Origin of the sequence: Mesorhizobium sp. B2-3-11, from assembly GCF_006442215.1 — a bacterium.
Lineage (GTDB): Bacteria > Pseudomonadota > Alphaproteobacteria > Rhizobiales > Rhizobiaceae > Mesorhizobium > Mesorhizobium salmacidum.
Genome location: NZ_VFVS01000017.1, coordinates 116518 through 140222, shown reverse-complemented (window position 1 = coordinate 140222; position 23705 = coordinate 116518). Strand labels below are relative to the sequence as shown.

Annotated in this window: 21 protein-coding genes and 1 pseudogene; 19 read left to right on the top strand and 3 right to left on the bottom strand. The window is 64.5% G+C overall.

Annotation, left to right across the window (positions count from 1 at the left end):
• Positions 1–6 precede the first annotated feature (6 nt).
• The 3 genes from FJ960_RS22090 to FJ960_RS22080 all read left to right on the top strand — a co-directional run bounded on the left by FJ960_RS22090 (position 7) and on the right by FJ960_RS22080 (position 4125).
• Positions 7–972, top strand: a complete 966-nt coding sequence (locus FJ960_RS22090) for an ABC transporter permease (protein WP_246672902.1) — start codon at positions 7–9, stop codon at positions 970–972.
• Between the two features lie 3 nt (positions 973–975).
• A complete protein-coding gene (locus tag FJ960_RS22085) occupies positions 976–1923 on the top strand; it encodes an ABC transporter permease (protein WP_140716765.1) in 948 nt (315 codons plus the stop codon).
• A 120-nt stretch (positions 1924–2043) separates the two neighbouring features.
• Positions 2044–4125 carry a 3-hydroxyacyl-CoA dehydrogenase NAD-binding domain-containing protein gene (locus tag FJ960_RS22080; RefSeq protein WP_140716763.1) on the top strand — a complete coding sequence of 694 codons (2082 nt, stop codon included), beginning with the start codon at positions 2044–2046 and terminating at the stop codon, positions 4123–4125.
• Between the two features lie 17 nt (positions 4126–4142).
• On the opposite strand, the gene FJ960_RS22075 is transcribed toward FJ960_RS22080, so the two are convergent.
• Positions 4143–4955 (bottom strand): LuxR C-terminal-related transcriptional regulator, encoded by an 813-nt coding sequence (locus FJ960_RS22075; RefSeq protein WP_140510254.1) that lies wholly within the window; start codon positions 4953–4955, stop codon positions 4143–4145.
• A 119-nt stretch (positions 4956–5074) separates the two neighbouring features.
• Here FJ960_RS22075 and FJ960_RS22070 point away from each other — a divergent pair, with 119 nt between their 5' ends.
• From FJ960_RS22070 to FJ960_RS22045, 6 genes are all read left to right on the top strand, one after another.
• Positions 5075–6211 carry an ABC transporter ATP-binding protein gene (locus FJ960_RS22070; protein ID WP_140510256.1) on the top strand — a complete coding sequence of 379 codons (1137 nt, stop codon included), beginning with the start codon at positions 5075–5077 and terminating at the stop codon, positions 6209–6211.
• Positions 6192–7355 carry a spermidine/putrescine ABC transporter substrate-binding protein gene (locus FJ960_RS22065; RefSeq protein WP_140716761.1) on the top strand — a complete coding sequence of 388 codons (1164 nt, stop codon included), beginning with the start codon at positions 6192–6194 and terminating at the stop codon, positions 7353–7355. The genes FJ960_RS22070 and FJ960_RS22065 overlap by 20 nt, the downstream gene beginning before the upstream one ends.
• A gap of 66 nt (positions 7356–7421) precedes the next feature.
• Positions 7422–8285 carry an ABC transporter permease gene (locus tag FJ960_RS22060; protein WP_140716759.1) on the top strand — a complete coding sequence of 288 codons (864 nt, stop codon included), beginning with the start codon at positions 7422–7424 and terminating at the stop codon, positions 8283–8285.
• Positions 8285–9097, top strand: coding sequence for an ABC transporter permease (locus tag FJ960_RS22055; protein ID WP_140716757.1), 813 nt, complete (start codon positions 8285–8287; stop codon positions 9095–9097). Before FJ960_RS22060 ends, FJ960_RS22055 begins: the two co-directional genes overlap by 1 nt.
• A 10-nt stretch (positions 9098–9107) precedes the next feature.
• Positions 9108–9869, top strand: coding sequence for a glucose 1-dehydrogenase (locus FJ960_RS22050; protein WP_140716755.1), 762 nt, complete (start codon positions 9108–9110; stop codon positions 9867–9869).
• Positions 9870–10154: 285 nt separating this feature from the next.
• A complete protein-coding gene (locus FJ960_RS22045) occupies positions 10155–10970 on the top strand; it encodes a hypothetical protein (protein ID WP_140716753.1) in 816 nt (271 codons plus the stop codon).
• 7 nt (positions 10971–10977) lie between these two features.
• On the opposite strand, the gene FJ960_RS22040 is transcribed toward FJ960_RS22045, so the two are convergent.
• Positions 10978–11265 (bottom strand): hypothetical protein, encoded by a 288-nt coding sequence (locus FJ960_RS22040; RefSeq protein ID WP_140510267.1) that lies wholly within the window; start codon positions 11263–11265, stop codon positions 10978–10980.
• A gap of 357 nt (positions 11266–11622) precedes the next feature.
• On the opposite strand from FJ960_RS22040, the pseudogene FJ960_RS22030 reads away from it, so the two are divergent.
• From FJ960_RS22030 to FJ960_RS21980, 10 genes and pseudogenes are all read left to right on the top strand, one after another.
• Positions 11623–11994 (top strand): annotated as a pseudogene (locus FJ960_RS22030) (nucleotide disphospho-sugar-binding domain-containing protein); the annotation flags it as partial.
• 5 nt (positions 11995–11999) lie between these two features.
• On the top strand, positions 12000–13376 hold the full coding sequence (locus tag FJ960_RS22025) for a glutamine synthetase family protein (RefSeq protein ID WP_140716751.1): 1377 nt from the start codon (positions 12000–12002) through the stop codon (positions 13374–13376).
• A 2-nt stretch (positions 13377–13378) separates the two neighbouring features.
• The gene (locus FJ960_RS22020) at positions 13379–14677 is read left to right on the top strand and encodes an FAD-binding oxidoreductase (RefSeq protein ID WP_140716749.1); all 1299 of its coding nucleotides are present in this window, start codon (positions 13379–13381) and stop codon (positions 14675–14677) included.
• A 310-nt stretch (positions 14678–14987) separates the two neighbouring features.
• Complete coding sequence (locus tag FJ960_RS22010) at positions 14988–15845, top strand: CoA transferase subunit A (RefSeq protein WP_140716747.1); 858 nt, start codon at positions 14988–14990, stop codon at positions 15843–15845.
• Complete coding sequence (locus tag FJ960_RS22005) at positions 15842–16636, top strand: CoA-transferase subunit beta (protein WP_140716745.1); 795 nt, start codon at positions 15842–15844, stop codon at positions 16634–16636. Before FJ960_RS22010 ends, FJ960_RS22005 begins: the two co-directional genes overlap by 4 nt.
• A 1-nt stretch (position 16637) precedes the next feature.
• Positions 16638–17843, top strand: coding sequence for a 3-oxoadipyl-CoA thiolase (pcaF, locus tag FJ960_RS22000; RefSeq protein ID WP_140716801.1), 1206 nt, complete (start codon positions 16638–16640; stop codon positions 17841–17843).
• Positions 17844–17994: 151 nt separating this feature from the next.
• On the top strand, positions 17995–19026 hold the full coding sequence (locus FJ960_RS21995) for a BMP family protein (protein ID WP_140716743.1): 1032 nt from the start codon (positions 17995–17997) through the stop codon (positions 19024–19026).
• Positions 19027–19141: 115 nt separating this feature from the next.
• The gene (locus FJ960_RS21990) at positions 19142–20653 is read left to right on the top strand and encodes an ABC transporter ATP-binding protein (RefSeq protein ID WP_140716741.1); all 1512 of its coding nucleotides are present in this window, start codon (positions 19142–19144) and stop codon (positions 20651–20653) included.
• Positions 20653–21708, top strand: coding sequence for an ABC transporter permease (locus FJ960_RS21985; RefSeq protein ID WP_140716739.1), 1056 nt, complete (start codon positions 20653–20655; stop codon positions 21706–21708). The genes FJ960_RS21990 and FJ960_RS21985 overlap by 1 nt, the downstream gene beginning before the upstream one ends.
• Entirely contained in the window at positions 21705–22649 is a 945-nt protein-coding gene (locus tag FJ960_RS21980) for an ABC transporter permease (protein ID WP_140716737.1), read from the top strand. The genes FJ960_RS21985 and FJ960_RS21980 overlap by 4 nt, the downstream gene beginning before the upstream one ends.
• 95 nt (positions 22650–22744) lie before the next feature.
• Here the strand turns inward: FJ960_RS21980 and FJ960_RS21975 are convergent, their stop codons facing one another.
• Complete coding sequence (locus FJ960_RS21975; RefSeq protein WP_140510796.1) at positions 22745–23512, bottom strand: SDR family oxidoreductase; 768 nt, start codon at positions 23510–23512, stop codon at positions 22745–22747.
• Between the last annotated feature and the right edge of the window lie 193 nt (positions 23513–23705).

Here is a 23705-nt window from a genome sequence, read left to right as displayed (position 1 = left end):
ACGCCAATGGACAATGGCTTCAAGGGGTCGGCGGCACGCAATGCGGCGGCGCGGGCGCGGCTGTTGCGTGGCCTGCTGCCGGCGCTGTCGCTGGCGCTGGTATTGGCGGCAATCGCCTGGCTCAACCCGCGCGCCATCAGCTATTTCGGCTTCAGCCTGATGCTGAACCTGGCGATTCCGATCGCGCTGGCGACGATCGCGCAGATGTTCGTCATCGCCGGCAACGAGCTCGACCTCTCGATCGGCACCTTTGTCGGCTTTGTCGGCTGCGTCACCGCGACCTGGCTGAAGGACGCACCGCTCATCGGCGTCCTCATTCTCGTCGGGTCGATCGGCATTTATGCGCTGCTCGGCGCGCTGATCCACATGCGCAACCTGCCCTCGATCGTGGTGACGCTCGGCATGAGTTTCGTCTGGCAGGGGCTGGCCATCCTCGTCCTGCCCAAACCCGGCGGCAAGGCGCCGGACTGGTTGCTGGCGATCATGTCCTTCAAGCCGCCCTTCATTCCGTTTCCGATCATCGCCGCGCTGCTGATCGCCGCGGTCGTGCATTTTGGTTTGATGCGCACCTCCTACGGCGTGATCCTGCGCGGGTCCGGCGGCAATCCGGCGGCGCTGCGACGCGCCGGCTGGTCGCTGCTCAAGACCAAGATCGTGCTGTTCGCGCTGGCCGGTCTTTTCGGCGTGCTGTCGGGCATGGCGCTGATCGGCATCACCACCTCGGCGGATGCCAATATCGGCAATGGCTACACGCTGCTGGCCATCGCCGGCGTCATCCTCGGCGGCGGCGAGTTCGTCGGCGGCCGGGTCTCGCCGATCGGTGCTGTCATCGGCGCGCTGACGCTGGCGCTGGCCGCCTCGCCGCTGCTCACCTTCATGCACATTCCGCCCGACTGGCAGGTGGCCGCCAACGGCGCCATCCTGATCATCGTGCTGGCGGCGCGCGTGCTGATCAGCCGCAGGGAAAGGTGAGCGATGGCTTCGCTTAAAACGCTGCTCACAAAACCCTGGATCTGGTCGTTTGTCGGCGCGCTGCTGGTGTGGCTGGCGACGGTCGCCTTCACCGGCGGCTATGGCGGCGGCGGCATGGTCACGGCCGCATTGTCGCTTGCCGTTTTCACCGTCATCGTCGGCGTCGGCCAGATGTTCGTCATCACGCTCGGGCCCGGCAATGTCGACCTGTCGCTGCCGGCCAATATCGGCTTGGCAAGCGCGGTTGCCATGAAGGTGATGGGCGGCAGCGATGCCATGATCGTGGTCGGACTGCTGGCGGCGCTCGCCTGTGGTGCCGCGATCGGCGTCATCAACTATCTCTTGATCTGGGCGCTGCGCATCCCGCCGATCATCGCGACGCTGTCGGCGAGCTTCATCATCCAGTCGGTCGACATCAGCTATGGGCGCGGGCTGCAGATCAAGCCGCCGCCCGGCTTCGCCGATTTCACCAACTGGCAGGTGCTCGGCATTCCCGTGCTGGCGATCCTCACCGTGCTGTTCACCATCGGTGCGGCCATCGCCTTGCAGCGCATGATCTACGGCCGCTCGGTGCTGGCGATCGGCCAGAACATCCGTGCCGCTTGGCTCGCCGGCGTCAAGGTCGGGCGCATCCGCTTCCTCACCTACACGCTTTCGGGGGCGCTCGGCGGCATCGACGGCGCGCTGCTCGCCGGCTATTTTCGCGGCGCCAATGTCGACATCGGCAATGAATACCTGCTCGCTTCGATCGCCGTGGTCGTTATCGGCGGCACGTCGGTGGCCGGCGGCAAGGCCAATGTGCCCGGCGTCTGGGGGGCGGCGCTGTTCCTAGTGCTGCTGCTCACCATGCTCAACACATTCGGCGTCAGCGCCGGCGTGCGCCTCTTGCTGACCGGGCTGATCATCGTAGGGGTGATCACGGCTGCGGGCGGCGAGAAGGCGGTGCGCTGACCGCAACGTCTAGGGCGCGACCTCAGCCTGTCGGGCCAACCGTTGGACCAGCCGGTTCCCATTCGCGGCGTGGCCTTGTAAACCGGTCCCCGATCTCAGCCGGTCTTGGGAGGCCTCCACTTGTCCAGTTCTGTCAGCGTCGCGAATGAGAGTGGCGTCGCCATCGTCACCATCGACAATCCGCCGGTAAACGCGTTGAGTTTCCACGTCCGCGAACCGCTGATGCAGGCTTTGGTCGCTTTGCGCGATGACGCATCGGTCGCGGCAATCGTCATTGCTTGCGCCGGCCGGACCTTTGTCGCCGGTGCCGACATCACCGAATTCGGCAAGCCGGTGCGACAGCCCGACCTGCGTGCCATCGTGGCGGTGCTGGAAGCCATTGCCAAGCCGACGGTCACCGCCATCCACGGTACCGCGCTCGGCGGCGGGCTGGAACTGGCGCTCGGCTGCCATTTCCGCGTTGCCGATCAAGGCGCAAAGCTCGGCCTGCCCGAGGTGAAGCTCGGCATCCTGCCCGGTGGCGGCGGGACGGTGCGGCTGCCGCGCCTGGTTGGCGCCGCCAAGGCATTGAAGATGATCGTTTCCGGCACACCGATCGGCGCGGATGAGGCGCACGGGGCCGGCCTGGTCGACGCCGTCTTCGCGGGCGATCTGACCACCCGCGCCGTGAACTTCGTCCGCGAAATAGCCCGCAAGGGTGGTCCCTTCACGCCGGTGCGCGACCGCGATGAGCTGCTTCGCGGAACCGACCTGGCGGCCTTCGATGCCGAGGCGGCGGATTTGGCTGGGAAGGCGCGTGGCCTGGAAGCGCCGATCGCCTGTGCACAGGCGGTGCGCAATGCCGTCACGCTGCCCTTCGACGGGGCGCTGGCGGCGGAGCGGGCGCTGTTCGTCAAGCTCGTCGCCAGCGACCAGTCGCGCGCGCAGCGGCATCTGTTCTTCGCAGAACGCGAGGCGGCCAAGCTTCCCGGCAATGTCGTCAAGCGCAGGATCGCCCGCGTCGGCGTTATCGGCGCCGGCACGATGGGCGGCGGCATCGCCATGGCTTTCGCCAATGGCGGCTTTCCCGTCACCTTGCTGGAAGCCAGCCAGGAAGCGTTGCAGCGGGGGCTGGCGACGATCGAGAAGAACTATGCCGTCTCGGTCGCGCGCCGCTCCTTGAGCGAAGGCGCCAAGCGGCAGCGGCTCGGTCAGTTCAAAGGCTCGATCGACCATGCCGATCTCGCGGATTGCGACCTGATTATCGAGGCGGCGTTCGAGGACATGGCGGTCAAGAAAGAAATCTTCGGCAAGCTCGACGCAGTGGCGAAACCTGGCGCTATCCTTGCCACCAACACCTCCTATCTCGACATCGACGAGATCGCCGCCTCGACCTCGCGGCCGCAGGATGTGCTCGGCCTGCATTTCTTCTCGCCGGCCAACGTCATGAAGCTGCTGGAGATCGTGCGAGCGCAAAAGACCGCGCCGGATGCGCTGGCGACCGTGGTCGATCTGGCGAGGCGGATCGGCAAGGTGGCTGTCGTCGTCGGCGTCTGCCACGGCTTCGTCGGCAACCGCATGCTGGCGGCGCGTGGCTCGGAATTGGAAGCGCTGCTGCTGGAGGGCGCGGCTCCCACCCAGATCGACAAGGCATTCACCGATTTCGGCTGGCCGATGGGGCCGTTCCAGATGGGCGACCTGGCCGGCCTCGACATCGGCTGGCGCAACCGCAAGGCGCGCGGCCTGACGGCCGTCATCGCCGACACGCTGTGCGAACAGGGCCGTTTCGGTCAGAAGACCGGCCGTGGCTTCTATCTCTACGAGAACGGTTCGCGCACGCCGGTACCCGATCCCGAGGTCGAGGCGCTGATCCGTGACAAGGCAGCCGAGAAGGGCATCGCGCCGCGCACGATCAGCGCCGACGAGCTCATCGAGCGCACCCTCTATCCCCTGGTCAACGAGGGGGCGAAGATACTGGAGGAAGGGATTGCTGCCCGCGCCTCCGACATCGATGTCGTCTGGGTCAATGGCTACGGCTTTCCCGTCGGCAAGGGCGGTCCGATGTTCTGGGCCGGCCTGGAAGGCGGGGCCAGGATCGTCGAGCGGCTCGAATATTGGCACGAGCGGACCGGCAAGGATGTTTTCAAGCCAGCGCCTTTGCTGAAGCGGATGGCTGAGACCGGCTCCTGGGAAGCCGGGTCAACAGCCGGGATCCGAGGGTAGTCAGCGGCCTGCGGGAATCATCGGATCCGCGCGTCGATGATCTCGACGAAGCGGGCGAAAAGGCCGGCCTGCGACTTGATCTTGAGCTTGCGGTAGATGTTGCGGCGATGGACCTTCACCGTTCCCGGCACGATGCGCATGGCCCTGGCAATCGATTCCGTGGAGTGTCCCTGCAGCACAAGGTCGACGACGTGTTTTTCGCGCGGCGTCAGCGACAGGCTTTTCCAGATATGGGCGCGGTCGAACTCGTTGACCGCGGCTATTTCCTCGTCCTGCTTCGTCTCGGCCGGCTCGTCGGCGGGAAGGGCAGGCCAGCGCAATCGGATGAAGCTGATCACGGTCGGCGCCATGTCGCGCAGCAGCCTGGCATCGGCGGTGCCGAACGGGCCGGAAGTGCTGAGCCGCATCAGCGACAGCACCAGCGCGTCCTTGCCCGGCAGCGGCACGAAGAAGCCGACTTCCTCGGCCAGCCTGGTCTGGCTGTAGTAGGAGCGGAAATATTCGCTGGCGTAGAAACGATCAGGCGCGAGTTCCCGCATGCGCCAGAACCCTTCCTTGCGCTCGACCGCCGCGTGATGGAACGGGTCGAGCAGGTAGGGCCCTTCCTGATAGAGCGCGACGAAGACGTGGCTTTCGGCCGGTGTGAACGTCTCGAACAGCAGCGACGGGCGCGCGGCGCCGCGATAGCCGAAGATCACGCAGTGGTCGAAGCCGACATGCTGCCGCAGCCAGTCGACCATCGCTTGGCCGAAAAGGTCGCCGCTCGTCTCCCGCGTCGCCGCGACAAGGGTGGCGAGCCGGCTGTATTCGTCGCTGCGGGATCCACTCAATCCATACCCCCTCAAATGAGAAAATAGATCAGATATACCACCCCCGAGGTATATACTAGCTGCCATTGGCTCTGGTAGCGTCTTGAAATCACATCGTCCTGTCGCTGGAGCCCGCAGCCTTGACCGCAGTGCCCGACATCGAATTTCGCGGCGTCACCAAGCGCTATGGCGCGGTGACCGCGGTCAGCGGCATCGACCTTGCCGTGCCACCGTCCGCCTTCGTTGCCCTGCTTGGACCGTCCGGCTGCGGCAAGACGACTTGCCTGCGCATGATCGGTGGCTTCGAGCAGCCGAGCGAGGGCCAGGTGTTCATCCGCGGCCAGGACATGGCCGGCACGCCGCCCTACCGGCGGCCGGTCAATATGGTGTTCCAGCAATATGCGCTGTTCCCCCATCTCGACGTGGAAGCCAACGTTTCCTATGGCCTGCGCCAGGCAAGGCCACGGCTGTCGTCGCGCGAGATCGGCCGGCGGTCCGGCGAAGCGCTCGAAATGGTGCGACTCGCCGGCTATGGCGGCCGCAAAATCCACGAACTGTCCGGCGGCCAGCAGCAGCGTGTCGCGCTGGCGCGCGCGCTGGTCAACAAGCCGGCAGTGTTGTTGCTCGATGAGCCGCTGGCGGCGCTCGACAAGAAGCTGCGCACCGACATGCAGATCGAGCTGCAGAACCTGCAGCGCGAGATCGGCATCACCTTCGTGCTGGTCACCCACGACCAGGAGGAAGCGCTGTCGATGAGCGATTTCGTCTGCGTCATGAATGGCGGGCGCATCGTCCAGCTCGGCCAGCCGAGCGAGATCTATGACGAGCCGGCCGACCTGTTCGTGGCCGATTTCGTCGGCAAGACCAATCTTCTTGCCGGCAAGGTTGCCGGCCATGCGGGTGATCTTGTCAGCGTGGCGCTGGCGGACGGCACCGTCATTACGGCGCGCAAGCGCACTGCCCTGCAACAAGGCGAGACCGTCTCGGTCAGCCTGCGTCCTGAATCACTCAGCCTTGGCGCTCCGACAAGCGGTCCGCTCAAGGGCGTTGTTCGCAACCGGATTTTCCTGGGCTCGACGGCGGAATACGCGATCGAGGTCCAGGGCATCGGCACTTTGCTCGCCAAGGCTGATCACCTGATCGGCCAAGGCAATCTCTTCAAGCCGGGCGAACCCGTCGCCATCGGCTATGCCTCCGGAACGCCGCTGGCGTTTCCGGAAACCAAGAACAACGGGACCAACCAGAGGGTAAACAAACATGTCGAAATCATATCGTGACGGACTGCCGATAAGCCCCGAGAATTTCGTCGACCAACTGATGCGCCTGAAGCGTGGCTCAATCGGCCGCCGCGACTTCCTCGGCCTCACCGGACTCGGCATCGCGACGGCGGTGATGGCGCGCGAGGTCGGCATCATGCCGACGCCGGCTTTCGCCGCCGAAAGCCTTGGCGACCGCATGTCGATCGCCACCTGGCCGAACTACCATGACCCGCAGACCTTCGAGAACTTCAAGAAGGACACCGGCGTCGCCGTCGAGGTCAACGTGTTCGGCTCCAACGAGGAGATGCTGGCCAAGCTGCAGGCCGGGGCCTCGGGCTGGAGCCTGTTCGTGCCGACCAATTATACCATCTCGACCTACAAGAAGCTCGGCATCATCGAGGCGCTGGAGATGGCGAAGCTGCCGAATTTCGACGGCACCCAGGAAGATCCGCGCTTCACCTCCGAGGGTACCATCGATGGCACTATTTACGCCGTGCCGAAGAACTGGGGCACGACAGGCTTTGCGGTGAACACCAAGAAGCTCACCAAGCCGATGACGAGCTGGAAGGAATTCTGGGATACCGCCATGGCCGAGGGCGACAGCCGCACCATGGTGCATGACTACCAGCTCACGACCATCGGCAATGCGCTGAAATATTACGGCTATTCGTTCAATTCGCTGAAACAGGACGAGCTCGCCAAGGCGGAGGAGTTGCTGCTGAAGGTCAAGCCGCACCTGTTCGCCGTCTCATCCGACTACCAGCCGGGCATGCGCGCGGGCGACGCGTGGATGACGATGTGCTGGACCAATGACGGTGCGCAGCTGCATCGCGACATTCCCGAGATCGCCTATGTGCTTGGCAAGGAAGGCGGCGAGATCTGGACCGATTTCTATGCCATCCCGAAAGACGCGCCGAACAAGCCTGCCGGCTATGCCTTGCTCAACTATCTGATGAACCCGCAGGTCGCGGTGAAGGAGCACCTGGCCAATGGCGCGCCTTCGACCGATGCGCGGGTCAACAAGCTGCTGCCCAAGGAGGTGCTCGACAATCCGATCCTCTATCCGGCGGCGGACCTGTTGACGCCGCTCGAATTCGGCGCGGCGGCGACGCTGACCGATCCGGGCCGCGCCGAACTGATGGCGCGCTTCAAATCGGCTTGAGACTGGCCTGAACAAAGACAATCGACCGGCGGGCCTATGTCCGCCGGTACCGGGGCGGTTTTTCAAATGCACGGCAACAGATTTCGGCATAATTTCCTGACTGCCTTGCTGCTCGCGCCGGCGACAGCATGGCTGGTGGTGTTCCTGGTGCTGCCGTTCGTCGCCATCGCCGTGTTCAGCGTCGGCGAGCGGGCGCCCGAGGGCGGCTATCAGGCAGCCTTCACGCTGGCGCAATACGCCAATCTTCCGGCGCGGGCGACCGCGTTCTGGAACACGATGATGCTGGCGCCGGTGGGCGCGCTTGCCTGCCTGCTCGTTGCCTATCCGGTCGCCTATTACCTCGCCTTGCAGGCGCCGCAGCGCTGGCGGCTGATCCTGCTCGCGCTGGTCGTCATTCCATTCTGGACGAGCCTTTTGATGCGGACCTATGCCTGGATGTACATTCTGGGCGGACGCGGCATACCGGCGCTGCTCGCCTTTGCAGGCATTGAGGATGTCAGGCTGATCAACACGCCGGGCGCCGTCCTGCTCGGCATCGTCTACGGCTATCTGCCGCTGATGATCCTGCCGATCTATGTCAGCCTCGAGCGGCTCGACCGGAGGCTGCTGGAAGCCTCTGCCGATCTCGGCGCGACGCCATTGTCAACCTTTCTGGGCGTGACCCTGAAGCTGTCACTGCCGGGCGTCATGACCGGCTTCTCGCTGGTCATGATCCTGCTGCTTGGCGAATATTTGATCCCGACGTTGCTTGGCGGCGGCAAGGTCTTCTTCATCGGCAATGCGCTGGTCGATCTGTTCCTGCAGTCGCGCAACTGGCCATTCGGGTCGGCCATCGCGATCACGCTGGTGCTGGTTTCGGTGGTGGTGCTGATTGCCGCCAACCGCATCTCGACCCGGGTCTCGGGCGCCCGCAGGGTGGACCTGATCTGATGCGCGCCTTCGTCATTGCCGTCTTCGCCTTCCTCTATTTGCCGATCGTGCTGGTCGTGTTGTTCTCCTTCAATGCCGGCCACCATGCCAGCGAGCTCACCGGCTTCTCCGTGCAATGGTATGGCAAGGCGCTGTCCAACCCGTTCCTGGTCGAGGCGCTGAAGAACAGCCTGTTCATTGCCAGCACCAGCGCCCTTCTGGCGGCGGTGTTCGGCACCGCGGCAGCCCTCGGCCTGGCGCGTGTCGGCATCAGAACCCGCGCCGTCTTCGACGGATTGCTCGGCGCGGCGATCGTTGTTCCCGGCGTCGTCATCGGCATCTCGACGCTGGTCGCGCTTGTCCAGCTGTTCGCGGTCGTCAATCCGTTCCTCGCCTCAGTCTGGCCCGGCGACCAACCGCCGCGCCTGTCGCTCGGCTACGGCTCGATCATCGCCGCGCATGGCCTGTTCTCGATGGCGCTGGTGGCGATGATCGTCGGCACGCGGCTGGGCAGCCTCGACCGCAATCTGGTCGAAGCGTCGAGCGACCTCTACGCCACGCCGCTGACGACGTTCCGCTCGATCGTCCTGCCGCAGATCATGCCGGCGGTGGTCGCCGGTTTTCTGCTCGCCTTCACCTTCTCCTTCGACGATTTCATCGTCGCCTTCTTCGTCGCCGGCGCGCAGACGACGCTGCCGATCTATGTCTTCGCCTCCATCCGGCGCGGCGTGACGCCGGAGATCAACGCCGTCGCGACCATCGTGCTCGTCGCTTCCGTCCTGCTCGTGGTGCTTGCCCAATGGCAGCTGCGCCAGCGCAGGCCATCAAACTGAAAGCCGCTCCATGATCCTCAAAGACCGCATTGCCGTGGTGACCGGCGCCGGCTCCGGCATCGGACGTGCTGGCGCCATGATCATGGGCAGGGAAGGCGCTATGGTCGTCATCGCCGACAGGGATGCGGCCAACGGCGAGGCAACGGCCTCAGGCATTCGGGCAATGGGCGGCCGGGCCGAGGCTATCGCCACCGATGTCGGCGAGGACGCGGCTGTTGAGCAACTCATAATCCGTACGCTGGAAAAGCATGGGCGCATCGACATCCTGCACAATCATGCCGGCATCCAGGTCGGCGGCAAGCTGACCGAGGTCGAGACCGACGGCATGGATGCCTCATGGCGGGTCAATGTGCGGGCGCAATTCCTCGCGGCCCGGATCGTCATGCCGTCGATGATCGCGCAAGGGGGCGGCGTCATCCTCAACACGGCTTCGAATTCGGGCGTCTTCTACGACCGCGAGATGATCGCCTATGCGACGTCGAAACATGCCGTGGTGGCGATGACCAGGCAGATGTCGCTCGACTATGCCCGGCACAATGTGCGCGTCAACGCGCTCTGCCCGGGCTGGGTCGACACGCCCTTCAACGAGCCATTCATCGCCCAGATGGGAGGACGCGCGGCGATCGAAACCTATGTCCGCACCAAAATCCCAATGGGGCGCTGGGCCGTGGCCGAAGAGATCGCCGAAGCGATCCTGTTTCTCGTGTCGGACCGATCGTCCTTCATGACCGGCCAGGCGCTGGTGATCGACGGCGGTGAAAGCATCGGCTGAGACCTCAGCTTTTATCTATCGCCCTACCTATTCAGCCCCCTTTTTCCTGCGGTTTCGCGTGGCGCCGGACGGCACAAGACCAAGGTCTGGCTGGCATGGGACTTCAGTGCCATCGCAAGTCAAAGGCAGTGAATTCCTTTGCTTTTCAGTGGCTTACGTTTCCGGCTTGGCGCCCGCTCTCGGATTGCGACCGCATTTGTTTAAAGTTTACCGGGTACAATTAGCGATTTCTCATACGCAGATGGTTCAGCGGTGGGCGAGAACGTGATTCCCGAGGAGATTACCATGACAAACCGGAAAACTCTGTTCGCGGCGCTGGCCGCATTGGCGCTTCTGGCGTCTCCAGCGCTCGCCGGCAATGGGCATGGCAACGGCGGCGGCAATGCTGGAGGCAATGGCGGCGGCAACGGCAATTCCGGGGGCAACGGCAATAGCGGCACCCACGGGAATAGTGGCGGCAACAGCGGCGCTTCGCACGGCAAGTCGTCGTCGGCACCGGGACGGGCAGCCAAGACGGAAACGGACATCACGGCCAGCACCACGGTCGATACAGAAGTCTCGTCGAAGCAGAAGAACATCCACGCCAAACTCGGCCGGCTGAACTCGCTGCAGCGCAACGTCAACGCCTATATGAACTCCAAGAGCAAGAAGTTCGGTGCCATTCAGGCATTCGTGACACAATCGGCGAAAGCCAAGAATGCGCAGACCGCGGCTGCGGCGGCCGCCACCACGGCTGCCGCTGCCCAGGCCCAGCTGGATGCGCTGAATTCGCAGCTGAGCGCACTGACGTCGCTGTCGCAGGCCGAAATCGACGCCATGACACCCGAACAGCAGGCGGCCCTGCCTGGGCAGATATCGGCCTTGCAGGCCGATGTCACGGCTCAGCAGGCTGTGGTCGCCGCCGATAATGCGGCTGCCGACGAAGCCGCGGCCGCGGCAACCGCGGCAGCGGTCGGCACCGATGACGCATCGCTCGACGCGGCGCTGACGGACATGGCCAACAAGCCTGTCGACGCCGAGGTCACGGCCTGGGCCCAAGGCGTCCTTGCCGGCAAGATCGACCAGACGGCGGCCAAGCTTCAAGCGGGAACGACGCCGTAGCGGATCGTCACTGAAAAGGCGGTAGCCAGTCAAAGAAGATGCCGCTGGGCTTCGCCCGGCGGCATTGTTTTTCCTGGAGCCGTTCCCGTTTAACGACAAGGCGATGTGCAGCACGTTCAAGGCGCTTATGGCGGCGCTCGTCCTGCATCGTGTCGACGGCGGCATCGAGCAGCTCGACCGCGGCATCAAGGTTCCGCATGACGCCGCCGTCGCCAACTCTCCGACGACCAGAATTCGCCGGCAGCGAGATGACGGTGGCGCGGTTGTGCGAGGCCGCCGTGACCGTCAGCGACAATGGCGGCCAATCTGCTGCTGGCGTCCTTTGGCGGGCCGCCGCAACTGACGGCGTCTTCCGGCCGAGGCAATCGTTGCGCGAACACCTCAATACACTCGACCATCTCGAAAACCGGAAGTATGAAATGGGTGCCGATCTGTTTCGCGTCCACCTGCGCCTCGCAGCCGGCGACCGCAGGCGGCCAGGCCCGGGGCCGCACTGTTCGGCGCGATCAGCCGGCCGGATTGAAGAGGATGAATTGACGCGTAAAGCCAGCCCGACCATGGCGCTGTTTTCCAAGACGGGCTCTGGCGCCGCGCTGAATTGCATCGGCATCGCACAGGCCTTGCGGGCCCGGGGCGCCCAGCCTTCATCCAGCATCGCGCGGTGCCCGACAATGTCTATCTCGACGCTTGGTTTCCGCAGCCCTCGGTGGTGGCGAAGTCGGACCTGTTCATCCACCACGGCGGCAACAACAGCTTTTGCGAAGCGCTGCGTTTCGGCGTGCCGTCGCTGATCATGCCCTATTGCTGGGACGGACACGACAATGCGCAACGCGCCGGAGAGACCGGCGTCGGCGACCATATCGGCCGTGACGGCTGGACCGAAGGAGGATTGGAGAGGGCCATTCTCGGCCTGCTGGCCGATGACGCCATGCGCGCCCGCCTCAGGAACAATGCAGCCGAGATGGCGCTGAAACCCGGAACGGACGTGGCCGCGCAAGCCATACTCTCCCTGATACGGACATGAACGAAATGCTTGATAAGAACACGAATACCGCAATCAACGACCCCAAGGCCTGGCTCACGCAGCACGGCATCAATGAGGTCGAGTGCCTGGTGCCCGACATGAATGGCGTGCTGCGCGGCAAGGCGCTGCCGACGGCCAAATTCCTCAAGGCGCTGGAAGACCGCGCGCTCTATTTGCCGAGCAGCGCCTTCCTGGTCAGCATCGATGGCCGCTATTCCGGCTCTATCGACGAGGGTTTTGCCTATTCGGACCCCGACATGCGCATGGCGCCCGATGTTTCGACGCTGTGCCTGGCGCCGGGCGCTGGCGCTGGCGCTGGCAAGGCCTATGTCTTTGCCGACGCTTTCCACATGGACGGCAGGCCGTGGATGGCCTCGCCGCGCCATGTGCTGCGCGCCGTGCTCGATCTCTACCGCCAGCGCGGCTGGCGCGCGGTGGTGGCGCCGGAACTCGAATTCTATCTCACCGCACACAATCCCGATCCGGACAAGCCGCTGACCGCCCCGGTCGGCGCCAATGGCCGGGCCGAGGGCGTGCAGCATCCCTATGACATGGCGGCGCTCGAGGAGTTCGAGCCGGTGATCCGGCGTATCTATGACTATTCAGCGGCGGCCGGCCTGCCGCTCGACACCCTGATCCATGAATCGGGCACGGCGCAGCTGGAAATCAACCTGCTGCATGGCGACGCACTGCCGCTGGCCGACCAGGTGCTTTTGTTCAAGCGGTTTACGCGGCAGGCCGCGCAGCGATGCGGCATGCATGCGACCTTCATGGCCAAGCCGATCGCGGCCCAGGCCGGCAGCTCGATGCATCTGCACATGTCCGTCGCCGACGAGGCCGGCAACGCGCTTTTCGCCAGCGCTGACGATGCCGACACCACGATGTTCGGCCATTTCATCGGCGGCCTGCAGAAATATATTCCCGAAATCATGCCACTGTTCGCGCCCAACGTGAACTCGTTCCGCCGCATCCGGCCCAACCACAGCGCGCCGGCCAACATCGAGTGGTCGCATGACAACCGCTCCTGCGGGCTGCGCGTGCCGGTGGGCGGGCGCGCCGCAAGGCGGGTCGAGAACCGGTTGCCGGGCGCCGATTGCAATCCCTATCTGGCGATCGCCGGTTCGCTGCTTGCCGGCTATCTCGGCGTCGAGCAGAAGCTGGCGCGCTCGGCCGAAGCCTCGGGCAACGCCTACAAGATCAGGAGCACGCTGCCGAAGACCATGGAGGAAGCGCTCGACCGCTTCACGGCTTGCGGTCCGGTGCGGGAACTGCTGGGTGAAGACTTCTTCCAGACCTATCTGCGCGTCAAGAGTGTCGAGCTCGACCTGTTCCAGAGCGTGGTGACGAGCTGGGAACGCGACCACCTGTTGTTGAAGGTGTGACCGTGGCATCTTCAACGGGTTTCAATTCCGGTCTCGATATCGGCAAATCCTACTACGTCGCCACCGCCAATCTGGCGCCGGACCATCCGGCGCTCGCCGGCGATGTCGATGCCGACCTGGTCGTCGTCGGCGGCGGCTGCACCGGGCTGTCGGCCGCCCTTCACGCTGCCGAGCGCGGCCTGAAGGTGGTGCTGCTCGAAGGCGGCAGGATCGGTTGGGGTGCGTCGGGGCGCAATGGCGGCCAGATGATCCCCGGCCTGCGCAAGGGCGCCAAGGGTTTGGTCAAGCTCTATGGGCCTGAGCGCGCCAAGGTGCTGTTCGACCTTGCCTTCGAGGCGCGCGGACTGGTGCTCGACATCATCGAGCGCAACGCCATCGATTGTGATCTCAGGCTGACCGGCCATCTGGTCGGTGCGGTCAACGGCTCCGACCTCAGGGATCTGGAAGAAGAGGCCAGGTGCCTCAAGAGCGTGATGAAATTCCGCGACGTCGAGATTCTCTCGGCGGCGGACGCGCGGGCCAAGGTCGACACGCCTTATCATGGCGCGATGTACGAGCCGCTCGGCGGCCACATGCATCCCTTCAACTACACGCTGGGCCTTGCCCGCGCGGCCGTCGCGGCCGGCGTCACCATCCACGAGAATTCGGTGGCCGTGAAGCTGGAGCGGAAGCCGTCGATCCGGGTTTCGACGGCAAAGGGATCGGTCCGTACCAGACATGTCGTGCTGGCGGGCGATGCGCTGCTCAACGGGCTGGAGCCGCGCGTCAACAGCCGCATCATGCCGGTCGGCAACTACATCGTCGCCACTGAGCCGCTGGAGGGCGCTCGCAACGTCATCCCCGCCAATGTCGCGGTGTCCGACACACGCTTCGTCGTCAACTATTACCGCATGTCGGCGGATGGACGCCTGCTGTTCGGCGGCGGCGAACGATACACACCGTCACCGCCGGCCGACATTGCCGGCTTCGTGCGGCCGCACATGGAAAGCACCTTCCCGCAGTTGAAGGGATGCCGCATCGACCACGCCTGGGGCGGGCTGGTGTCGGTGACGACGTCGCGGCTGCCGCATGTCGGGCACTATGGCGAGGTCTATTTCGCGCATGGCTATTCCGGCAAGGGCGTCATCCTGTCGACGCTGTCGGGCAAGCTGCTCGCCGAAGCGATCACCGGCGATGCGTCGCGGTTCGACCTGTTCTCGACGCTGACGCCAATGCCGTTCCCAGGTGGGACGGCCTTGCGCGGGCCGCTCTATGTGCTGGGAATGCTGTGGTACGCGATGCGGGATAGGCTCAAGCATTGAGGGGCGCTTATTTAGAAGCTGGCGGGCCGGCGCCGCCTCTGCCCTGCCGGATATCTCCCCCACGAGGAGGGAGATCGGCAGCTTTGGCGCCCCGCGGTGTCCTGCAACGTTGGAATTTGGTGAAAGCCGGCGTGATATCCGGTCTCCCCCCAAGTGGGGGAGATGCCCGGCAGGGCAGAGGGGGGCGCTGACCCACCGACTTGGAAAGTTCAACAGGCTTCTCAGACCACAAAGAAATCCTGCTAGAAAATATCACATACGGTACTTTTGTTCGCAATGCGAACTTTGTTGAATCCTGAGGGCCGCTGCGATGGTCAAGTTCCTGCCGCTCAAACAGGCCGTGGCCGAGAACCTCAGCAATGGCGACACGGTTGCCTTCGAAGGCTTCACCCATCTGATCCCGACGGCGGCAGCGCACGAGGCGATCCGCCAGGGGTTTCGCGACTTGACCCTGATCCGCATGACGCCCGACCTGATCTACGACCAGATGATCGGCATGGGCATGGCGAAAAAAATCGTCTTCTCCTATGTCGGCAACCCCGGCGTCGGCCTGCTGCGGCGCGCCCGCGATGCGATCGAGAACGGTTTCCCCGGGTTGATCGAGATCGAGGAACACAGCCATGCCGGGATGGCCAACGCCTATGAAGCGGGCGCGGCCGGCCTGCCCTGTGCCGTGTTTCGCGGCTATCGCGGCGCCGGGTTGGCTGACGTCAATCCCAACATCAGGTCGGTCACCTGTCCGTTCACCGGCGAGGTGCTGGCGGCGGTGCCTTCGATCCGGCCCGACGTCACCTTCATCCATGCGCAGAAGGCCGACAGGAAAGGCAATGTGCTGGTCGAGGGCATCATCGGCATCCAGAAGGAAGCCGTGCTGGCGGCTAGGCGCGCTGTGGTGACGGTGGAGGAAGTCGTCGACAATTTCGACGACCTGCACCCCAATTTGACCGTGCTGCCGCACTGGACGATCGCGGCGATCTCGGCCGTGCCCGGCGGCGCGCATCCGTCCTACGCACATGGTTACTATGTCAGGGACAACGCCGCCTATCTCGAATGGGATGAGATCGCCGCTGACCGCGAGAAATTCCAGGCCTGGATGCAGGCGAACGTCATCGAAAGAACCACCGATGATTTCGCGGCCCGCGTCGAACATCTGAGGAAAGCGGCATGAGCCAGCTCGCCTTTACCCCCAACGAGATGATGACGATCGCCGCCAGCCGTGCGTTGAAGAACGACGATGTCTGTTTCGTCGGCATCGGCGCGCCGTCGGCCGCCTGCAACGTCGCGCGGCTGACGCATGCGCCTGACATAACGCTGATCTACGAGAGCGGCACGATCGGCACCGCGCCCGACGTGCTGCCGTTGTCGATCGGCGATGGCGAATTGTGCGAGACCGCCGTCACCACCGTCGCCGTGCCGGAGATGTTCCGCTACTGGCTGCAGGGCGGCCGCATTTCCATAGGGTTCCTCGGTGCCGCTCAGCTCGACAAGTTCGGCAACATCAACACCACCGTCATCGGCGACTATTTCCATCCCAAGACGCGTCTGCCCGGTGGCGGCGGCGCACCGGAGATCGCGACATCGTCGAAGGAGATCTACATAACCATGGCGCAGACCAAGCGCGGCATGGTCGAAAAAATCGACTTCTTCACCTCCTTTGGCCATGGCGAGGGCGGCGACCACCGCCAGCGGCTGGGCATCGACACATCGGGCCCGACATTGCTGGTCACCGATCTCGCCGTCTGGAAGCCGGATCCGGTGACCAAGGAATTCACTGTTGTTTCGATGCATCCCGGGGTCACCCGCAAGCAGGTGCAGGAGAGCTGTGGCTGGGTGGTTAAGTTCGCCGAGGCGCTTGACGAAACACCGGCGCCAAGCGAACTCGAACTGAAGACATTGCGCGACCTGCAGGCCCGCACCAAGGCGGCGCATGAAGGAACCGGAAAAGGGAAGGCTGCCTGACATGGCCGAGGCCTATATCTGCGACTACATCCGCACGCCGATCGGCCGCTTCGGCGGTTCGCTATCTTCGGTGCGTGCCGACGATCTTGGCGCCATCCCGCTGAAGGCTTTGCTTGAGCGCAATGCCGGCATCGATTGGCAGGCGGTCGACGACGTCGTCTATGGCTGCGCCAACCAGGCCGGTGAGGACAACCGCAACGTGGCGCGCATGGCGCTGCTTTTGGCAGGACTGCCGCAGGAAGTCCCCGGCTCGACCGTCAACCGGCTGTGCGGCTCGGGCATGGACGCGCTGACCATCGCCGCGCGTGCCATCAAGGCCGGCGAAGCGGAACTGATGATTGCAGGCGGGGTGGAATCGATGAGCCGTGCGCCCTTCGTCATGCCCAAGGCCGACGCTGCCTTCTCGCGCAATGCCGAGATTTACGACACCACCATCGGCTGGCGCTTCGTCAACCCGCTGATGAAGAAGCAGTATGGCGTCGATTCCATGCCGGAAACCGGCGAGAACGTGGCGGAAGACTTCGCTGTTTCCCGCGCGGACCAGGATGCCTTTGCCGTGCGCAGCCAGGACAAGGCGGTCGCGGCCCAAGCCAATGGCCGGCTGTCGAAGGAGATCACCCCGGTGACGATCCCGCAGCGCAAGGGCGATCCGGTCGTGGTCTCGAAGGATGAACATCCCCGCGCCGGCACCACGGTAGAGACGCTGGCCAAATTGCCGACGCCGTTCCGGCAAGGCGGCACGGTGACGGCGGGCAATGCATCCGGCGTCAATGACGGCGCGGCGGCACTGATCGTTGCCTCGGAAGCAGCTGTCAGGAAATACGGGCTGACGCCGATCGCCCGTTTCCTTGGTGGGGCCGCCGCCGGGGTCGCGCCGCGCATCATGGGCATCGGCCCGGCGCCGGCGACGCAGAAGCTGTGCGCGCGGCTTGGCCTGACGCCAAAACAGTTCGATGTCATAGAACTCAACGAAGCCTTCGCCTCACAAGGCATCGCTGTGCTGCGCCAGCTCGGCATTGCCGAGGATGCGCCGCAGGTCAACCCAAATGGCGGCGCCATCGCACTTGGCCATCCCCTGGGCATGTCGGGCGCCCGCATCTCAGGGACGGCCGCACTTGAGCTGCGCGAACGCGGTGGCCGCTACGCGCTGGCCACCATGTGCATCGGGGTCGGCCAGGGCATTGCCGTCGCGCTCGAACGGGCCTGATCGTCGGTTCTCGGCTCGACAAGACCATGGTCAGATTCGGCGCTTCGCCAAATTTGACCATGTGGACAAAAGTGCTGACCCGTTCCATAGTTCCCCGTCTGATTTTTGGAACAGCCGGCTCGACACGGCTGTCGAACAGAGGGGCACTTCAATGGAAAACCGGAAGAACAAATCCCATTCGACGCGCGAAGGACTGTCGCGGCGCAACGTGCTGGAGCTGGGCGCTCTTGGCCTGGCGGCGGCGATGCTGCCTAGTGCGGCCTTCGCGGCGGGCAAAAAACTGAAGGTGGCGGCGATCTTCGCCACTCCGATCGAGGAGCCTTGGGACAACCAGATCCACGTCGCCTTGCAGAAGGCCGAGAAGGAACTCGGTATCGAATACAAATGGTCCGAGAAGGTGCAGACCGCCGACTTCAGCCGCGTCATGCGCGAATATGCGCAAGGCGGCTACCAGCTGGTGCTGGGCGATGCCTTCGCCGCCGAGCGTGAATCGCGCCGCACCGCCAAGCAGTTTCCAAAGACCGCCTGGCTGTTCGGCTCGGGCGCCGGGCCGGCCGAACCCAATTTCGGCGTGTTCGACAACTGGATCCATGAGCCGGCTTATCTCTCGGGCATGATCGCCGGCAAGATGTCGAAGTCGGGCACGGTCGGCGCGGTGGCGGCGATGGGCATCCCGGAAGTGAACCGGCTGGTCAACGCCTTCTTTGCCGGGGCCAAGGAGGTCAATCCCAACGTCAAGAAGAAAGTCGCCTTCATCGGCTCCTTCTTCGACCCGCCGAAGGCCAAGGAGGCCGCGGTGGCGCAGATCGATGCCGGCGTCGATGTCATCTATGCAGAACGCTTCGGCGTCATCGAGGCGGCGGTGGAGAAGAAGATCTTCGCCATCTCCAACATGTCCGACCAGTCGAGCCTCGGTCCCGATACGGTCATCACCGGCCCGGTCTGGGACATGTACCCGACGGTCGAGCAGGCGATCAAACTGGTCAAGGCCGGCGTCTACACGGCGCAGGATTACGGCGATTTCTCGCGCATGGCCAAGGGCGGCTCGTATCTGGCACCCTTCCACAAGTTCGACAAGACCTTGCCCGCCGAGATCAAGGATCTGGTCGAGAAGAAGAAGGCCGAGATCCTGGAAGGCAATTTCCGGGTGGACGTGGACGAGAACACGCCGGTTTCGGATTGAGGGTTGGTTCGAGGGGCGGTGCGTGGCGCCCCTCGTCCGGCATGCCAGAGGGGGGTGCAGCGCATCCCTGTCAATCAAAGCTGCCATGGTAAGCCAATTCCTCTCAGGAGCGCCCTTGTCCGCCCCCCTCATCGAAATGCGCGGCATCACCAAGACCTTCGGCGCCCTCAAGGCGAACGAGGCCGTGGATCTCAGCGTGGCGCCGGGCGAAATCCTCGGTCTGCTCGGCGAGAACGGCGCCGGCAAGACGACATTGATGAACGTGCTGTTCGGCGCTTACGCGCCGGATGCCGGCGAGATCCTGATCCAGGGCCGGCCGGTACGGATCACGAGCTCGGCCGATGCGCTGGCCGCCGGCATCGGCATGGTGCACCAGCATTTCCATCTGGCGCCACGGCTGACGGTGCTGGAAAACCTGCTCATCGGTATTCCGGGCAAGTCGGGGCGGATCGATCGCGCCGGCGGGCTGGCCCGGCTTGCTGAAATCAGCAGCCAGCACGGGCTGACGCTTGATCCCGACCTGCCGGTCTCGGCGCTGTCGGTCGGCGAGCAGCAGCGGCTGGAAATCGTCAAGGCGCTGTTTCGCGGCGCCAGGCTCTTGATTCTCGACGAACCGACTGCAGTGCTGGCGCCGAGCGAGGTCGAGGGTTTGTTTTCGGCGTTACGGTCTATGGCGGCGCAAGGGCTCGGCATCATCTTCATCTCGCACAAGCTCAATGAGGTGCGGGCGCTCACCCATCGCTGCACCGTACTGCGGCATGGCCGCGTCGCCGGCCGTGTCGACGATCCTGCCAACACGACGTCGGCGGCGATGGCGCAATTGATGTGCGGCCATGAGATCGTGCCGCCGGCGAGGGGGCCGTCGCTGCCCGGCGCCGGTGTGCTGACGCTCGACGGCATTTCAACCTGGCGGCATTCCGGCACGGCGCTGCGCGATGTGTCGCTTGCGGTTCGTGCCGGCGAAATCCTCGGCATTGCCGGCGTCTCCGGCAATGGCCAGCGGGCACTGGCGGAGGTCATCTCGGGCGTGCGCGCGCCCGATGCCGGCCGGATGACCATCGCCGGCGAGACCGTATCGCGGTTCTCGCCGCGCGAGGTGCAGGCACTGGGCGTTGGCCGCATCCCGGAAGATCGCATGACGACGGGGCTGGTCACCAATCTGCCGCTCGCCGATTCCATGGTGCTGCCGCGCATCGGCACATCGGCCTTCTCCGCCAGGGGGCTGCTCAAGCCGGATGCGATCCGCGCTTTCGCCGAAGAACAGATCAAGGCCTATGATATCAGATGTCCCGGGCCGATGACGCGCGCCGGCGCGCTGTCCGGCGGCAATCTGCAGAAGGCACTGCTGGCGCGCGAGCTTGCCTTCGACCCAAAGGTGTTGATCGTGTCGCAGCCGACGCGTGGCCTCGACATTGGCGCCGCCCGTTTCATCCACGAAAAATTCCTCGACATGCGCGCCAAGGGTTGCGGCATTATCGTCATCGGCGAGGATCTGGAAGAACTGCTGGTGCTCTGCGACCGCATCGCGGTGATGTATGAAGGCCGCATCGCCGGCACGCTGGACAGCGCCGACGCGACCGTCGCGCGGCTCGGCCTGCTGATGACCGGCGCGGAGGGGCACGGCTGATGTTCCGCCTCGAAGTCCGCACCTCGACACCTGCCTGGTTCAATTTGGCCTTGCCGCTGCTGGCGATTGTCGCCACGCTTGTCCTATGCAGCGGCCTGATCGCGCTGGCCGGCGCGGGCGTGCTCGAATCCTACGGGGTTATGTTCACCGCTTCGCTCGGCGACAGTTATGCCATCACCGAAACGCTGGTGCGCGCCGCACCGATGATCTTCACCGGGCTGGCGGTGGCCGTCGCCTTCCGTGCCAAATTCTGGAACATCGGCGCCGAGGGGCAATTGCTTGCCGGTGCGGTGGCGAGCTGTTTTGTTGGCGCCATCCCCATGCCGGGGCCGCTCGCCATGCTGCTGATGGCGCTGGCGGGTGCGGCCGCGGGTGCCGCGGTCGCGCTGGTGCCGGCGACGCTGCGCGTAAAATTCAAGGTCGATGATGTGGTGAGCTCCTTGTTGCTCAACTCGGTCATCTACTACGCCTTGATGGCGCTGATCGAAGGGCCGTGGAAGGACAGCTTCAGCGGCTACCCTATCTCGCCGCCGATCGAGGATTCGGCGAACTTTCCGGTGTTGATCGAAGGCACGCGGCTGCATCTCGGTGTCGTCGCGGCGCTGGTCGCGGCCCCATTGATCTGGTTCCTGATCGTGCGCACGACGCTCGGCTTCCGGATCAGGGTTACCGGCGAAAACCCGGAAGCGGCCAGATATGGCGGCATCCATGTCGAGCGAGTGCTGATCTCGACGGCGCTGCTGTCGGGCGCGCTGGCTGGTCTTGCCGGCGTCGGCGAGGTCGGCGGCGTGCACTTCCAGGTGATGAGCGACATCTCGCCGGGCTACGGCTATTCCGGCATCGTCGTCGCCATGCTGGCTCGGCTCAACCCGCTCGGCGTCGTGCCTGCGGCGATTTTTCTGGCCGCCGTGATGACCGGTGCCGAGGCGATGTCGCGGGCGACCGGCGTGCCGGCCTTCCTCAGCGACGTCATCCAGGGCACGGCGCTGCTCGCCATGCTGGTGGCGCTGCTGTTCACCGCCTATCGCATCCGCCGCGTCGGAGCCTTCGGATGAGCGCGGTGTTCGAACAGATTTTTCAGGTCGGCTTTCTCGCCGCCATCATCCGCATCGCCACGCCGCTGGCCTTTGCCACGCTCGGCGAAATGTTCTCCGAACGGGCCGGCGTGCTCAATCTCGGCATCGAAGGCATCATGCTGCTCTGCGCGATGACCGGCTTCACCGCCACCAGCCTCAGTGGAAGCCTGTGGCTCGGCGTGCTGGTGGCGGTGCTGACCGGCATGCTGATGGGCGCGCTGCATGCGCTGTTCACGGTGGCGCTCGGCCTCAGCCAGCATGTCTGCGGCATCGGCGTCACGCTGTTCTCGTCGGGCCTTGCCTATTTCCTCTACCGGCTGATCTTCGGCCAGCAATCGGTGCCGCCGAGCATCAAGGGTTTTCAGACGCTGCCGATCCCGGTCCTCTCAGATATTCCAGTGCTGGGACCTGCGGTGTTCAACCAGTTCGCGCTGGTCTATATGGCGATCATTGCCATCCCGCTCGCCGCCTTCGTGCTCTACCGCACACCCTGGGGCCTGTCGGTGCGCATGGTCGGTGAAAACCCGCGTGCCGCCGATTCGGCCGGCGTCAGCGTCATTGCCACGCGTTTCCAGGCCGTCATTCTCGGCGGCGCCCTGATGGGGCTCGCCGGCGCCTTCCTGTCGATGGCGCAATTCAATGCCTTCACCTTTGGTGTCGTCTCCGGGCGCGGCTGGGTGGCGATCGCGCTGGTCGTGTTCGGCCGCTGGGACCCGTGGCGCTCGGCAGGGGCCGCGCTGCTGTTCGCCTTCGTCGATGCCTTGCAACTCCGCATGCAGGCGAGCGGTTTGGGGCATATCCCCTACGAGGCGTTCCTGATGCTGCCGTTCATCTTTACCATCATCGCGATGGCGGTCATGTCGCGCAACGCGGTGGCACCCTCGGCACTGCTGAAGCCGTTTCGGCGGGAAGAGCGGTAAGCGAATAGGACTTGGCATCCTTTCCTCTCCCCCGATCGACGGGTAGAGGAAGGCGCCAAGCTGTCCCTGGGTCGAAGACCCAAAGCCCGAATGCGTCACATCGCGGTAAAGCCGTTATCCACGAACAGATGCGTGCCGTTGACGAAACTGGACTCGTCGCTCGCCAGGTAAAGCGCTGCCTTCGCCACTTCCTCCGGCTCGCCGATGCGGCCCTGCTGCGCGGCAAGTGCGGCGTCCGAGACATCGACGCCGAGCCTGCCAAGATCGGCGACCTCGCGCAGGCCGTGCGGCGTTCTGATGAAGCCGGGACAGACCGCGTTGCAACGGATGTTGTGGTCACGGAACTCCACCGCGATGGCGCGCGCGAACATGTGGCAGGCGCCCTTGGTGGTGTCGTAGAGCACTTCATTCGGCGTCGCCGCCACCGCCGAGATCGACGAGGTGCAGACGATCGATCCACCGCCGGCGGCGATCATGCCGGGCAGCACGGCGCGTGTCATCAGGAACATCGAGCGCACATTGACGGCGTGCAGCCAATCCCATTCCTGCAGCGTCGTCTCCAGGAACGGCTTTATCACGATGGTGCCGGCATGATTGAACAGCACGGTGACGGGCCCGAGTTTTTCGGTCGCCCCTGTAACCGCAGCTTCGACCTGGGCCTCATCAGAGACGTCGGCCACCCAGTGTTCGGCTATGTGTCCCCGCGCGCGTATCGCGGCCGCGGTTGCAGCAGCTGCTTCACCGTTGCGGTCGATGATCGCGACCTTGGCGCCTTCGGCGGCAAACAGTTCCGAAGCCGCGCCGCCCATTCCCGTCGCGCCGCCCGAAATGATGGCGACCTTGCCGCCCAGTCTTTCGCCCATTTTTCTGCTCCCAACTTCCCTTTGGATGATTTCATGTTGCCACTGGCAGCGATGCTATCCCTCCTGCATCGAGTGGCCAATGCAGGAAACAGGCGCGTAAAGCGATGCCGCCATGCCGTATCACTTCATCGCCTGGATATGTCACCACAGCAAGTTCCTACCAATTTCCAGCGATCAATCAGAAAATAATTTT

What these genes read in the sequence shown, in the direction of transcription:
- FJ960_RS22090 (WP_246672902.1), top strand. Translation starts at nt 7, where the DNA reads ATGGACAATGGCTTCAAGGGGTCGGCGGCACGCAATGCGGCGGCGCGG.
- FJ960_RS22085 (WP_140716765.1), top strand. Translation starts at nt 976, where the DNA reads ATGGCTTCGCTTAAAACGCTGCTCACAAAACCCTGGATCTGGTCGTTT.
- FJ960_RS22065 (WP_140716761.1), top strand. Translation starts at nt 6,192, where the DNA reads ATGTCGAAATCATATCGTGACGGACTGCCGATAAGCCCCGAGAATTTC.
- FJ960_RS22060 (WP_140716759.1), top strand. Translation starts at nt 7,422, where the DNA reads ATGCACGGCAACAGATTTCGGCATAATTTCCTGACTGCCTTGCTGCTC.
- FJ960_RS22055 (WP_140716757.1), top strand. Translation starts at nt 8,285, where the DNA reads ATGCGCGCCTTCGTCATTGCCGTCTTCGCCTTCCTCTATTTGCCGATC.
- FJ960_RS22050 (WP_140716755.1), top strand. Translation starts at nt 9,108, where the DNA reads ATGATCCTCAAAGACCGCATTGCCGTGGTGACCGGCGCCGGCTCCGGC.
- FJ960_RS22045 (WP_140716753.1), top strand. Translation starts at nt 10,155, where the DNA reads ATGACAAACCGGAAAACTCTGTTCGCGGCGCTGGCCGCATTGGCGCTT.
- FJ960_RS22025 (WP_140716751.1), top strand. Translation starts at nt 12,000, where the DNA reads ATGCTTGATAAGAACACGAATACCGCAATCAACGACCCCAAGGCCTGG.
- FJ960_RS22010 (WP_140716747.1), top strand. Translation starts at nt 14,988, where the DNA reads ATGGTCAAGTTCCTGCCGCTCAAACAGGCCGTGGCCGAGAACCTCAGC.
- FJ960_RS22005 (WP_140716745.1), top strand. Translation starts at nt 15,842, where the DNA reads ATGAGCCAGCTCGCCTTTACCCCCAACGAGATGATGACGATCGCCGCC.
- pcaF (WP_140716801.1), top strand. Translation starts at nt 16,638, where the DNA reads ATGGCCGAGGCCTATATCTGCGACTACATCCGCACGCCGATCGGCCGC.
- FJ960_RS21995 (WP_140716743.1), top strand. Translation starts at nt 17,995, where the DNA reads ATGGAAAACCGGAAGAACAAATCCCATTCGACGCGCGAAGGACTGTCG.
- FJ960_RS21985 (WP_140716739.1), top strand. Translation starts at nt 20,653, where the DNA reads ATGTTCCGCCTCGAAGTCCGCACCTCGACACCTGCCTGGTTCAATTTG.
- FJ960_RS21980 (WP_140716737.1), top strand. Translation starts at nt 21,705, where the DNA reads ATGAGCGCGGTGTTCGAACAGATTTTTCAGGTCGGCTTTCTCGCCGCC.
- FJ960_RS21975 (WP_140510796.1), bottom strand. Translation starts at nt 23,512, where the DNA reads ATGGGCGAAAGACTGGGCGGCAAGGTCGCCATCATTTCGGGCGGCGCG.